Raw genomic sequence first — 13,960 nt, 5'->3', positions numbered from 1 at the left:
CTTTTACATAGACGCTTCCTTTTTTAAGTGCGTTCGTTTTCGTTTAGATTTTAATGATCTCCATAGAATGCCTTGCTTTGGTGAAAAGATAAAGGCACTGCCGAATAAAATGGTGGCCACCAGCACGATGGAAGCACCAGACGATAAGTTATACGTAAAGCTAAGCCCTAGGCCTATGACAGCAGAAACCGCACCGAAAAAAGCAGATAAATAAATCATGATCCAGAGCCGGTCCGTCAAGAGATAAGCGGTGGCTGCCGGCGTGATCAGCATGGCAACGACAAGAATAATCCCAACAGTTTGCAGTGATGCAACGGTTACAAGGGTCAATAAGGTCATGAGAAAATAATGAATCAAGCGATTTGGTAAACCGTAAACCGAAGAAATCACCGGATCAAATGAACTAATGAGCAGTTCTTTGTAGAAAACGATGACGGCTAGCAAAATAAAAATACCGATGCCAAGTGTAATCCACATATCAGCTGATCGAACAGCTAGTACGTTTCCAAATAGAATATGATATAGGTCACTCGAACTTTTCAAAAATGTGATCAAAATAATCCCGATTGAGAAAAAGGCTGTAAAGACAATGCCGATGGCTGAATCATTTTTTATCCGGCTGTTTTGACTCACATAACCAATCCCAATCGCTGTTAACACGCCAGTTAAAACGGCACCGAAGAAAAAGTTAATTCCAAGCATATACGAGATGGCGACACCTGGCAGTACGGCGTGTGAAATGGCGTCTCCCATCAAGGCCATGCCGCGTAAAATGATAAAGCAGCCGATAACGCCGCAAATGATGCCTACCATGACGGATGTAAATAGCGCTTTTTGTAAAAAAGCATATTCAAAGAGTCCGGTTAAAAATTCCATTACACGTCTCCTCCTGCTGATTTTAAGAATGGCAGCTGTGTTTCATATGCTTCCAGCATGATCTCTGGGCGAAGAATGTCGTGTACAGGCCCTGCTTTGATGAGTTTTTTATTTAACAGAACAAGATGGCTGAAATAATCATCTGCCTTACTTAAATCATGATGGACAACCAAAATGGTTTTCCCTTCATCTCGTAATTCCTTCAAAATGCGCACCATCGTTTCTTCACTTGCCATATCAATTCCGACAAACGGTTCATCCAAACAGAAGAGCTGTGCGTTTTGAGCAAGAGCCCTTGCAAGGAAGACACGCTGCTGCTGCCCGCCGGATAACTCACCGATTTGTCTTTTGGCAAAGTCTTGCATTCCGACTTTTTCTAAACAGTGATACGCATATGCCCGGTCTTCTTTTTTTGGACGTTTCATTAGTCCGAGCTTCGGATATGTTCCAAGTAGTACGGTATCCAGTACATGAATGGGAAACGTCCAATCTAAATCATTTCTCTGCGGTACATAGGCGATCTGTTTTCTCACTTGTTTAAAGGGCTGTTCAAAAAAACGAATATCCCCTTGGTCTTTTTCAATTAAATCCAAACATGCCTTGAGTAACGTCGATTTACCAGCACCATTTGGACCGATGATTCCTGTCATTGTCCCTTCCTGTATGGAAAGAGAGACGTTCTCTAATGCATCTTGTCCGTGATATGAGACATGAAGACGGTCGATTGTTAAAGCATTTGACATCTCTTGCGGCCCCTTTCAATCATGATTGCACTTCCTAAAGATATATGCATAAAATAAATAATTTTGACTAAAGGATGAAATGATTCTCTAATGCTAATTTGTTTCCTTAGGGAAACTTTTATTTTATTCTAAGCGTCTGTCCTTCTTTTGTAAAGAGAAAAACTGAAAACGATCGTTTTTATGTTATGCGGGGAGCAGGGGACATGAGCTTGATTTATTGAAAATCCGTATGACAGAATCGGACACAAAAAAACCAATGATTTCTTCATAAATGATTGACAGAAGACAAGAACTCCTCATATAATAAAGGTAATCCAATATATGAATATATGCTCATATATAAAGTTTTTGATTTTTAATAGGTTTAATCGATCCAGGGAACGTTACTTATCATATAGAAAAAAGGTGAGAACATGAAAAAAATGAAGGATGAATACGTATTAAACGGTCTTGATTGTGGAAACTGTGCACGTAAAATTGAAACAGGTGTCAGCAAAATGGATGGCGTTGAAGCTTGTTCCGTTAATTTTGCGACAGGGACATTGACTGTCACACATGCAGATAAGCAAGAAACGATGTCAAAGCGTATTGAAAAAACGGTTCAGTCCATCGAACCTCATGTGAGTGTATCACCAAAAGAAGAAGGCCATCATCACGATCATGATCATGGGACAAAGAATTTAAAAGCGATTGTGCTTAAATTAATTGGCGGTGCAGTCATTGGAACAGCAGCTTATTTCATACCAGAAGATGGCTTACTAAAATTCATCACGTTTTTCGCAGCCTATTTACTAGTCGGCGGTGATGTTGTTTTTAAAGCGCTGAAAAATATCGTGCGCGGCCAAGTATTTGATGAGAACTTCTTAATGACCATTGCAACAGCTGGCGCTTTTGTGATTCAGCAATATCCAGAGGCACTTGCAGTGATGCTGTTTTACCAAATTGGAGAACTGTTCCAAGGGGCAGCAGTGAATCGTTCAAGACGATCCATTAGTGAATTAATGAATATTCGCCCTGAATATGCGAATCTCAAAGTAGGAAATGAAACGAAAAAAGTGAAGCCGGAAGAAGTAAAAGTCGGTGATCGTATCGTCGTGAAACCGGGCGAAAAAATTCCACTCGATGGCCTCGTCATTGAAGGATTTTCACTCGTGGATACCTCCGCATTAACAGGGGAGTCTGTGCCGCGGGATGTAGAAGCAGGGAAGGAAGTTCTTGCAGGATTTGTGAATCAAAACGGGATTCTTGAAATTGAAGTGCAAAAAGGACTTAGCGAGTCGGCAGTGACGAAAATTTTAGATTTGGTTGAGAATGCGAGCAGCCGAAAAGCGCAGACAGAAAATTTTATTACAAAATTTGCAAAATACTACACACCGGCTGTTGTTGTATTGGCATTACTGCTTGCCTTTGTGCCGCCGCTTCTCATTCCATCAGCACAATTGTCTGACTGGGTTTACCGGGCACTCGTTTTCCTTGTTATTTCATGTCCGTGTGCGCTTGTCGTATCCATCCCATTAGGATTCTTCGGGGGAATTGGTGCAGCTTCTAAACGAGGCATCCTTGTAAAAGGCAGTAACTATTTAGAAGCACTGAACTCTGTGAGCTATGCTGTATTTGATAAGACGGGCACACTTACAAAAGGAAACTTTACAGTGACCAATATCGTGACAGCTAGCGAAAAGTGGTCAGAAGAGGAGCTGCTTTCTTTTGCAGCTTTAGCAGAAGCTCATTCTTCACATCCGATTGCTGAATCAATTAAAGCAGCATATGGTTCGCCGCTTGATGAAAGCCAGATTGAAGCATATGAGGATATTGCAGGACATGGAATTAAAGCGACCATCAGTGGTTCACAAGTCTTAGCGGGAAATCATCGCTTGATGGAACGAGAAGGCATTTCATATGAAAAAGAAAAACGAAGCGGAACGGTTGTGTACATGGCCATTAACGGTGAGTTTGCCGGATCGATCTTGATTGCAGATGAATTAAAGGATGATGCAATTGAAGCCGTCTCCGCTCTAAAAGCGTCTGGCATTCAAACTGTCATGCTGACTGGTGATGCCAAGCAAGTCGGAACAGCGGTCGCCCAGCAAATTGGCATTGATGAAGTTCATGCAGAATTATTGCCGCAGGATAAAGTAACAAAATTAGAAGAAATTGATCAGAAAAAAGCGCCTCAAGAAAAATTATTATTTGTTGGGGATGGCATTAATGATACACCGGTATTAGCAAGAGCAGACATAGGTATTGCGATGGGCGGACTTGGTTCAGATGCAGCGGTAGAAGCAGCTGATATCGTCATTATGACAGACCAGCCGTCAAAAGTTGCAGAAGCCATCGCTGTCGCTAAACGAACAAGAAGAATTGTATGGCAGAACATCGCATTTGCTCTTGGGGTTAAAGGGGTTTTCCTATTACTCGGTGCATTTGGTATTGCGACCATGTGGGAAGCCGTCTTCTCGGATGTCGGTGTGACCGTACTCGCTGTTTTAAATGCCATGAGGGTGATGAAATAAAATTGTAAGGAAAAATTCATGAATACCATCTTTCATAATGAATCCCCTCTTGTTAAAATAGAAGAAGTTGGATAATGGCATTATTCTAAGCTATTATCCTTTTTCTTTTGAAGGAATGAAAAAGATAAGGTAGGTGCTTATGTGAGTAAAAAAAATAATCAATCTTCATCCATTAAATTTGCTGTTATTTTAACCATTATCGCAGCTCTTCTCATCGGATTATTCGTCGTCATTGGGAACAACAACAGCAAAGAAGCACAAACGGTTGACAGTAAGCCTTCTATTAAAGGACAGCCTGTCATGGGAGATAAAAACGCAGCCGTGCAAATTGTCGAGTTTGGGGATTATAAATGTCCTTCATGTAAATCATTTGAAACAGACATTTTCCCAAAACTGAAAGCGGACTACATAGATAAAGGCGATGTATCATTTTCGTTTATTAACTTACCACTTCCTGTTCATGGAGATGGCGCTGTATTAGCAGCACTAGCTTCTGAAGAAGTGTGGAAAGAAGATCCGAAAAACTTTTGGGCATTTCATGAAGCTGTCTATCAAGCACAGCCAGATAGTGAAGCAGAATGGGTTACGCCTGCTAAGCTGACGGAGCTAGCGAAAAAGACAACAAAAATAGATACGGACAAGCTTAAAGATAACCTATCAAAGAAAACATATCAGCCGCAGCTGAACACAGACGATCAGCTTGTGAACCAATATAAAGTGAATGCAACACCAACTCTTTTCATTAACAATAAACAAGTCCAAAACTTTTATGACTATGATGAAATCAAAGAATTAATTGATCAAGAGCTCAAAGGGAAAAAATCATGAAGAATAAGCTTGTTTACTTATACAGTGCTTGGATCGTCTCTATCGTTGCGACGATGAGCAGCCTGTATTTAAGTGAAGTAAAAAAGTTTATCCCATGTGATATGTGCTGGTTTCAGCGCATTTTCATGTACCCGCTTGTGCTTTTACTTGGAATTGCGACATTCAGAGGCGATGTCAAAATAAAATATTATGTCCTGCCTTTGGCTGTGATAGGCGCTTGTTTTTCTATTTATCATTATATGGAACAAAAGATACCTGGCTTTGCATCGATTCGCCCTTGCCTGAGCGGTATTCCTTGTTCTGTTGATTATTTGAACTGGTTTGGTTTTATCACGATTCCACTACTAGCCCTTATTGCATTTATTCTCATCATCATTAGTATGCTGCTGTTAAATGCAAAAGAAGATTGAAGGAGATAGCCTGCTTATAAGCGGGCTATCAGCGTGTAGACAAACCCTCGCATTCGTTGTCAGTCCTGCGCGCTGGTGCTCACGAATGTCAAATTCGCTCCGCTCCAGTACTCGTCCTTCCTAGACTTCAAAGGTTTTCTATCACGCTGAAAAGAAGACAAAGAGCTAAAATAAAGATCATTTTAGCCCTTTGTCAACAATCTGTAGCCTGCTTATAAGCGGGCTATTTTTTATTTTTGCAAAAAGATAAAATTTAAAGAAAATTTGTATTGCTTTTCGCCTGTGTCAGATATACATTAAGGGAGTAGTATTAGATGATTAGATAATGGTAAGGAGATAAGCGGAAAATGGCATGGGAAGTCTTAAGTATCATTGGCATTGTCGCATTCGCCATTAGTGGTGCGATTGTGGCAATGGAGGAAGAGTACGATATTCTTGGTGTGTACATTTTAGGGATTGTAACAGCATTTGGCGGTGGAGCGATTCGGAATCTATTAATTGGTCTTCCGGTGTCTGCTTTATGGTCACAGGGCAAAATGTTTACCATTGCCCTTGTATCTATTACGATTGTGTTTCTTTTTCCGAAGCTTTTGCTTAAGCACTGGAGCACATGGGGAAATTTCTCGGATGCGATCGGTTTAGCAGCGTTTGCGATTCAAGGCGCACTATTTGCTGTGCAAAGAGAACTCCCGCTCAGTGCAGTCATTGTGGCAGCCATTTTGACTGGAAGCGGCGGCGGAATTGTACGTGATTTATTAGCAGGACGAAAGCCGCTTGTGCTAAAAGCAGAAATTTACGCCGTATGGGCAGCCCTTGGCGGCTTATTCGTCGGACTCGGCTTAGCGCAAGGCGAGCTTGCTTTATATATGCTGTTTGTCATCCTCGTCGTATGCAGGGTTTGTTCCTACTTATTCAAATGGCGTCTTCCCGCCAGGTCTTATTTTTTAAATAAAGGGTGAAACGAAAAAAGGGCGATTCCGCTCTTTTTTTTTGTTTATTAAGAGCTCAATGTCAGCAGATGTTGGAGTTTTCGTGTAAAATAAAAAAAGGTCTATTGTTCATCATTTGAACAATACATATGATGAAAATTTTGTCAGCAGGCTGAATATCTGGATTCAGCCTTTTTTTGCCTAGATGGATTGTTATGTGTTGGTTTCACTTTTTGCGGAATACTAAAGAAGCACTTCTGATCGGACGGATGGATGAAATGAACACATCTTTGCATGTAAGCAAAACTTGACGAAAAATATACATAGGAGGGATATGTACTAGTGGAGATTTTTTTGGCAGTGCTCGTACTACTGGCACTCATTGCAGCATCTAATATTATCAATCGTTTTGTCCCCTTTATTCCTGTTCCGTTAATTCAAGTGGGCTTAGGAATATTGGTGGCAGCTTTTCCTTCAGGTTTACATATTTCTTTAAATCCTGAACTCTTCTTCGTTCTATTTATTGCGCCGCTGTTATTTAATGACGGGAAGCGTACCCCAAGGGACGAGCTATGGAAATTAAGAGCACCTATTCTTCTTTTAGCGCTCGGTTTAGTCTTTGCGACTGTCGTTGTAGCGGGATATACCATTCATTGGATGATTCCAAGCATACCGCTTCCAGCCGCATTTGCGCTTGCAGCGATTTTATCACCGACAGATGTGGTGGCAGTAAGTGCTTTATCCAGCCGTGTGAATATGCCAAAGGGCATCATGAGACTGCTGGAAGGCGAAGGGCTGATGAACGATGCATCAGGACTTGTCGCCTTTAAATTTGCCATTGCCGCAACAGTGACGGGAGCCTTTTCAATTGCTCAGGCATCCTTTAGCTTTGTACTCATTGCCGCAGGTGGTTTATTAACTGGATTTATTCTATCCTTCTTTATCATTCGTTTTCGCTATTTTCTCCGCCGTTTAGGAATGGACGATGTCACGATGCATATCATCCTGCAAATCCTTACACCATTTGTGATTTATTTAGCAGCAGAAGAAATTGGTGTATCCGGAATTTTAGCCGTTGTGGCCGGTGGTGTGACGCATGCTATTGAGCAAGATCGAATGGAAGCGAATTTAGCCAAACTGCAAATTGCTTCATCAAACACATGGAATATTATTTTATTTATTTTAAACGGACTTGTTTTCGTCTTACTTGGATTGCAGATTCCGGATGTTTCTACAGTCATTTTCCAAGATGAATCCTTTAACAATATGCAGGTGATTGGCTACATCTTAATTATTACACTATGTCTCATGGTGCTGCGGTTCTTATGGGTATGGTTGTTCTGGGCAGGAAAATGGAGTGCAACAAAAAAGCAAAATGTGAAAAAGCCGAAGTTTCGCGCCTCGATGCTGATGACATTCTCTGGTGTCCGCGGGGCTGTGACATTAGCCGGTGCCTTCTCTATCCCATTTACGCTTGCGGACGGATCACCATTTCCAGAGCGGCACTTGATTATTTTCCTCGCAGCAGGCGTGATCTTATGTACACTCATTTTAGCTAGTGTGTTACTGCCTCTTTTATCTGAGAAAAAAGACAAGCAGGTCGACGTGGACTTGGATACAAAGATTCAGCATGCAAAACGGAAGCTGCTCAGAAGTGCTATTAAAACGTTAAAAGAAGGGATGAATGAGGACAACAGGGAAGTATCCCTTGCACTCATCAATGATTACCGAATGAAGCTGAGAAATATCCAGCGTGAACCATACCAATTCGGGATGAGAAGACAAGAGAAAAAAATCAGACTGCATGGTATCAAAGCAGAACAGATGAAACTTCAACAATTAATTGATGATGAGAAAATTGACAAGGAAGAAGCTTATGAGCTGCAAGAGAGATTTCATGAGCTGGAAATGCTGTACTCAAACTCATTCAAAATTCGTTTTTCAAAGGTGAAGTTTCTCCGCTTGCTTCAATGGCTGCAATTATGGCGGCCGAATCAGCACATTTCAAACGGTATTTTAGAAAAAGAGGACTCGTATAAACAAATCCGTAAGAAAACGGCTGAAGCTGCGGTAGACTCGATCAAACAGCATATGACAGATGAAAACCAGCAAACGTGCCACCAAGTTATTGGTTTTTACAACCAAGTGATTTACCGCTGTGAACACGGTCCAAGCTTCTTCCAGCAAAAAGACCGTTCATTTGACCGAAAGAAAAAAGAGCTAAACTTCCAAGCTGTACAGACGATTCGAAATGAAATACAAACCTTATATGAAGATGGTGAGATCAACCGTGATATTGCCCATCATTTAAGAGAGTATATCAATGACATGGAAGCTGTTCTGCTCACTAATACGTGATGTTGTCATCTTCTCCCCCATGTTTTATGATGAAGAAAGAGAACGAGCAGGGGGAGATCAATGATGGCTTATTATGGAGCAATTGAAGCTGGGGGTACAAAATTTTGTTGTGCAATCGGTAATGAGCATGGAGACATCTTAGAGGAAATGACGATTCCGACAGAGCACCCGGATCAAACAATACAAAAGCTCATTCCATTTTTCAAGCAGCATGACATTGTAGCATTAGGGGTTGGCTCCTTTGGACCCATTTGTGTACAACAGGACGATCCTTCATACGGTTATATCATGAACACACCGAAAGTGGAGTGGAAGCAATACCCGTTCATTCCTGAGCTTGAGAAGCAATTAGGTGTCCCCGTATCTTTTACAACCGATGTCAATGCCGCAGCACTAGGTGAATTAACAAAAGGGGCAGCCAAAGGGCTAAGCAGCTGTTTGTATATCACGGTCGGTACAGGCATTGGTGCGGGGGCTGTTGTGAAAAATGAGCTTCTACACGGTCATTCACATCCTGAGATGGGGCATATCCTTGTCAGGCAGCATGAATCTGACTCATTTGCAGGTGTCTGCCCGTCACATGGAAATTGCTTAGAAGGACTGGCAGCTGGACCAGCGATTGAGAAAAGGTGGGGGAAACCTGCCAAAGAGCTGACGCAGGATGAAGCGGTTTGGGCACTTGAAGCGGACTATTTAGCACAGGCGCTTATGCAGTACTCGCTCATTTTAAGCCCAGAGCGCATCATCATGGGCGGAGGCGTCATGAAGCAAAAGCAGCTATTCCCACTCATTCGAGAGAAGCTAGCTGCTTATGTCAATGATTATGTGGACCTGCCGCCGCTTGATACATACATTGTCTCCCCTGGACTTGAGGACAAGGCTGGCATGACTGGTGCGCTGCTCTTAGCCATCGAAGCGAAGAGAAACGCCTGATAATAGAGTTTTGAAGCGCAACATGAGATAATGAAAGAGATGGAATCTATAAAAAAGGTGGTTGTTAAAATGGTCAAGAGCTTGAATGATACCGTAACACTGAATAACGGAGTGGAAATGCCTTGGTTTGGTTTAGGTGTATTCAAAGTGGAGGACGGCAATCAAGTGGTAGATGCCGTAAAAGCAGCCATACGGAACGGATATCGCAGCATTGATACGGCAGCTGTTTATAAAAATGAGACAGGCGTAGGAAAAGCGATTAAAGAATCTGGCGTGAAACGAGAAGACTTATTCATTACGTCTAAAGTATGGAACACAGATCAAGGCTATGATAAAGCGCTTGAGGCGTTTGACGCAAGCTTAAACCGATTAGGTCTTGATTACTTAGACCTCTATTTGATTCATTGGCCTGGACCAAAAGCAGATACATTTAAAGACACATGGCGCGCACTTGAGAAGCTTTATAAAGACGGGAAAGTCAGAGCTATTGGAGTCAGCAACTTCTATATTCAGCATTTAGAAGAGCTGTTAAAAGATGCTGAGGTTGTTCCAGCTGTGAACCAAGTGGAGTTTCACCCGAAACTGACACTTGTTGAACTGCGTCAATATGCAAAGGAAAAAGGGATTCAAATTGAGGCATGGTCTCCGCTAATGCAAGGGAAGCTATTAGATCATGACGTTTTGAAAGACATTGCTGCACGCTACAACAAATCTGTTGCTCAAGTCATCTTGCGCTGGGATTTACAAAGCGGTGTCGTGACAATTCCTAAATCAATCAATGAAGAACGTATTAAACAAAATGCAGACATCTTTGACTTCGAGCTTTCTAAAGAAGACATGGAAAAAATCGATGCATTAAATAATAACGAACGCGTCGGCTCGAATCCAGAGACGATGACGGTTGGGTTTGAATAAATAAAAAAATCCTCTTTCTCATGTGAGAAAGGGGATTTTTTACGTACTGCTTCGGCGCACAGCCAACAGCATGATAAAAGATAGAATCACAATACAAATCGTCCAAGCCCAAGCAAGCTCCATTCGTCCAGAATCAATTGCCACATAGATAGCGGTTGGGAGTGTTTGGGTTTTTCCTGGGATGTTGCCGGCAAACATTAGGGTTGCCCCGAATTCGCCAAGTGCTCTGGCAAAACTGAGGACACTGCCTGATAGAAGGGAAGGCAGAGCAAGTGGTACTGTAATGTAGGCAAAGACTTGAAATGAATGAGCACCATCTACTTTTGCAGCGCCTTCAATGTCTGACTCAATCGTAGAAAATCCAGCCTTTGCAGATTGATACATAAGCGGGAATGCCACAACTGTTGATGCAATAACTGCCGCCCACCAAGTGAAAATGACCGGCTGGTGGAAGATCCATTCAATCGCGCTCCCGATCATGCTATGCCTTCCGAATATGACGAGCAATAAAAAACCTACAACCGTTGGTGGAAGGACAAGCGGCATCATTAAAAGCGTTTCTACGATCATTTTTCCCTTAAATGTAGTTCGCGCCATCCAATAGCCAATCAATGTACCAAAAACAGTTGCCAGCAGCCCGCTTACAACGGCAACTTGCACGGACAGCCAAATGGGAGATAGGAATTCTTCAGTCAACATGGGCATTATGTCACTTGAAAGCCGTACTTTTTAAAAATTGATTTGGCTGTTTCTGATTGAAGAAATTGAAAAAAGGACTTGGCTTCCTCTACATGTTCTGTCCCTTTGACGATTCCTACTGGGTAAATGATTGGGGAATGCATGTCCTGATTGGCTTCAGCTGCAATTTTTACTTTTTTGGAAACGAGGGCGTCTGTCTTATACACAACACCAGCCTCCACATTTCCTGTTTCTACGTAGCTTAAAACTTGCCGCACATCCTTGCCGTATACAGCGTTCTTTTTCACTTGATCCCAGATGTTCAGCTTTGTGAAAATCTCTTTGCCATATGTACCAGCAGGAACGGATTCTGGTGTGCCAAGAGCAATCTTCCCTTTTATGTGCTGGGCGTCTTGAAAGCTTTTAATAGAGGAAGAATGATCATTTGGCACAATGAGTACAAGCTCATTTTGGATGGCATCCTTGATAAAATGTTGATCGATATCTCCAGATTGCACAAGCTCATCAAAGGGCGCTTCAGCTGCTGAGAAAAAGAGGTCCGCTTTTGCCCCTTGCGCAATTTGCTGCTTCAATGCGCCGGATGACCCGAAATTATTTGTTAATGTCACATTCGGATGCTCATCATTAAAGGCGGATTCAATTTCCTTTAGTGCATCCTGAAGACTTGCCGCTGCTGAAATGACAAGTTCTGTTTTTTTGCTTGTATCCGATGACTTCATCTCTGTTTGACACCCGCTCAGAAGCAAGCAGATGGCGATGAAGGGGAAGAACGCATACTTCATGTTCACACCTCTTATTCAATATCATGTGTATCCTATATTATAAGCAAACTTATTTGACCATTCATAGGCTTTCAGTAAAAAGAGAAAAGAAAAAGCCGCCAGATGGCGACTTTTTAATGCTGATAAAAACGCAGCAAATTCCCATTGATCACTTTGTCTGATAAGGAAAGTTCTTTATTGGCTTTTTCGATATAAGGCTGACACACCTCATCCTGTTCAACAGGTTCTTTTGTTTTTTGATCATAGCAGGTGTTCTTTGTATAGAGATAATCATCTGTAATAAAGTTCCCGTTTCTCAAAACAGCAAAAGGCGTCCGTTCGTTTGAAAATAAGTCATTGCCAAATTGAATGGCATCCTTCGTTTCAATACCGAGTAAGTGCAGGAGTGTCGGCTTCACGTCGATTTGCCCAGCTGTTTCAGAAATTGTCTGCGGTGCTTGATCTGTGACCCCCGGAATGTAAATTAAAAAGGGCACCCGCTGCAATTTCACAGCATCAAACGGTGTGATTTCATCTTTTTTAAGCAGCTCTGCCATTGCCTGATGATGTGCCTCGGAGATACCATAGTGATCCCCCATGAGGACAAACATTGTATTGTCATACAGTCCTTCTTCTTTCATGCGGTCAAAAAATGTCTTAATGGCTTCATCCTGATAGCGGACGGTCGTCACATAGCGGTTTAAAATGGCGCTGGACGAATCATATTCATCAATCAATTGATCCTTTGGATCGATTTCAAATGGAAAGTGATTGGTCAAGGTAATAAACGTGCTGTAATAAGGCGCCTTCAACTTTTTTAAATAATCAATGGATTGGTCAAAGAAGTCAATATCCTTTAAGCCCCAGCCAGTTGAATTCTGTTCATTGACCTGATACGAATCGACATCATAAAAACGGTCAATCCCAAACGATTCATACATGACATCACGATTCCAAAACGTTTTATTATTCGCATGGAATTGGACGGATTGATAGTTCTCTTTTTTCAACTGCTTGTATAACGTGTCGTATTCGTTGTCACTCGCTGTGAAAAAGACAGCGCCGCTGCTAGATGGGTAGAGGGAATTTGCGACAATAAACTCTGAATCCGATGTCTTTCCTTGCTCAGTCTGCTGATAAAATTCATCAAAATAAAAACTCTTTTTAGCGAGTTGATTTAAAAAGGGGGTGATGTATTGTCCATTCACCTTTTGATCAACGACAAATTGCTGTGTTGATTCAAGTGAAATGAACACAACGTTCTTACCTTTAGCAAGTCCAAAATACTCTTCGTTTGGTGCACTGTAATCAGCCTTTGTGTAGTTTGCTACGGTTGAAAGTGTATCTTCATCTGCAAAGGCTTTTTGTCCAATACGCGCTGTTTGGGCAGCGCCGTCATACAGGTGGAACTGGAACAGCCCAAGGTTTCGTACAATCACTTCTCGATCATAAGAGCTTGTCAGAAAGCGAGGGTGATCCATCATGGCTGAACTGACATGAAACAATAGAAAGCTGCAGCACACCGCATAATATGTTTTGATCGTTTTAAAGGAGGCTTTTGGCGCTAAAGGTTTGCGCTTTAACAGCCACGCCAGCACCACGAAATCAATGAGCATCAGTAAAAACAGCGGGTGAAATAATTCTGTCATACTGCTGCCCATATCTCCCATGTTTTTCGCTTGGAATAATACAGGGATTGTAATGAAATCAATATAAAATCCATAAAAGATCGTATTCGATATGAGAATCGCTGTCAAAATCAAATTTGCGGTTAATAAAAATACCTTTTGCTTCTTTTCATTTAAAAAAAGAGCAATCCCAAACAAAGGGAGCAAAAAGCTAAGTGGATTGATCAAAAGCAGCCATTCATGAAACAGATTGGCCGTTCGTATGTGAAATCCGAATTGATAAATGATGTATGTTTTCATCCACATGAAGAGGATGGAGTACACTAAAAACCAGTGATTTTTGAAAAACGCTTTCATTTATGTAGCT

At 41.7% G+C, this 13,960-nt stretch carries 12 protein-coding genes; 7 read left to right on the top strand and 5 right to left on the bottom strand.

The features are described 5' to 3' along the window. Positions 1-3: 3 nt before the first annotated feature. Both AC20OE_RS01215 and AC20OE_RS01210 read right to left on the bottom strand, forming a co-directional pair. Positions 4-876 carry a metal ABC transporter permease gene (locus AC20OE_RS01215; protein ID WP_099663696.1) on the bottom strand — a complete coding sequence of 291 codons (873 nt, stop codon included), beginning with the start codon at positions 874-876 and terminating at the stop codon, positions 4-6. Beyond that, on the bottom strand, positions 876-1,619 hold the full coding sequence (locus AC20OE_RS01210; protein WP_039181408.1) for a metal ABC transporter ATP-binding protein: 744 nt from the start codon (positions 1,617-1,619) through the stop codon (positions 876-878). The genes AC20OE_RS01215 and AC20OE_RS01210 overlap by 1 nt, the downstream gene beginning before the upstream one ends. A 413-nt stretch (positions 1,620-2,032) precedes the next feature. Here AC20OE_RS01210 and AC20OE_RS01205 point away from each other — a divergent pair, with 413 nt between their 5' ends. From AC20OE_RS01205 to AC20OE_RS01175, 7 genes are all read left to right on the top strand, one after another. Next, positions 2,033-4,132 (top strand): heavy metal translocating P-type ATPase, encoded by a 2,100-nt coding sequence (locus tag AC20OE_RS01205; RefSeq protein WP_058838165.1) that lies wholly within the window; start codon positions 2,033-2,035, stop codon positions 4,130-4,132. Between the two features lie 141 nt (positions 4,133-4,273). Next, positions 4,274-4,960, top strand: coding sequence for a DsbA family protein (locus tag AC20OE_RS01200; RefSeq protein WP_025094107.1), 687 nt, complete (start codon positions 4,274-4,276; stop codon positions 4,958-4,960). Continuing rightward, entirely contained in the window at positions 4,957-5,370 is a 414-nt protein-coding gene (locus AC20OE_RS01195) for a disulfide oxidoreductase (protein ID WP_047202387.1), read from the top strand. The genes AC20OE_RS01200 and AC20OE_RS01195 overlap by 4 nt, the downstream gene beginning before the upstream one ends. Positions 5,371-5,717: 347 nt before the next feature. Next, positions 5,718-6,329 (top strand): trimeric intracellular cation channel family protein, encoded by a 612-nt coding sequence (locus AC20OE_RS01190; protein ID WP_059375048.1) that lies wholly within the window; start codon positions 5,718-5,720, stop codon positions 6,327-6,329. A 312-nt stretch (positions 6,330-6,641) separates the two neighbouring features. Then, entirely contained in the window at positions 6,642-8,657 is a 2,016-nt protein-coding gene (locus AC20OE_RS01185; RefSeq protein ID WP_064498042.1) for a Na+/H+ antiporter, read from the top strand. Between the two features lie 63 nt (positions 8,658-8,720). Beyond that, on the top strand, positions 8,721-9,590 hold the full coding sequence (locus AC20OE_RS01180) for an ROK family protein (RefSeq protein ID WP_487268086.1): 870 nt from the start codon (positions 8,721-8,723) through the stop codon (positions 9,588-9,590). Positions 9,591-9,659: 69 nt separating this feature from the next. Next, positions 9,660-10,505: an aldo/keto reductase gene (locus tag AC20OE_RS01175; RefSeq protein ID WP_341084462.1), complete on the top strand. Its 846-nt coding sequence runs from the start codon at positions 9,660-9,662 to the stop codon at positions 10,503-10,505. A 39-nt stretch (positions 10,506-10,544) separates the two neighbouring features. On the opposite strand, the gene modB is transcribed toward AC20OE_RS01175, so the two are convergent. From modB to AC20OE_RS01160, 3 genes are all read right to left on the bottom strand, one after another. After that, entirely contained in the window at positions 10,545-11,210 is a 666-nt protein-coding gene (modB, locus tag AC20OE_RS01170) for a molybdate ABC transporter permease subunit (protein WP_487268084.1), read from the bottom strand. Further along, positions 11,210-11,986 (bottom strand): molybdate ABC transporter substrate-binding protein, encoded by a 777-nt coding sequence (modA, locus tag AC20OE_RS01165; protein WP_487268082.1) that lies wholly within the window; start codon positions 11,984-11,986, stop codon positions 11,210-11,212. The genes modB and modA overlap by 1 nt, the downstream gene beginning before the upstream one ends. Before the next feature lie 113 nt (positions 11,987-12,099). Then, complete coding sequence (locus tag AC20OE_RS01160; protein WP_487268080.1) at positions 12,100-13,950, bottom strand: LTA synthase family protein; 1,851 nt, start codon at positions 13,948-13,950, stop codon at positions 12,100-12,102. Positions 13,951-13,960 lie beyond the last annotated feature (10 nt).

The sequence above is a fragment of the Bacillus sp. SRI_025 genome (assembly GCF_057592095.1).
The sequence above is the reverse complement of the archived record's forward strand: the minus strand, read 5'-3'. Positions and strand labels throughout refer to the sequence as shown.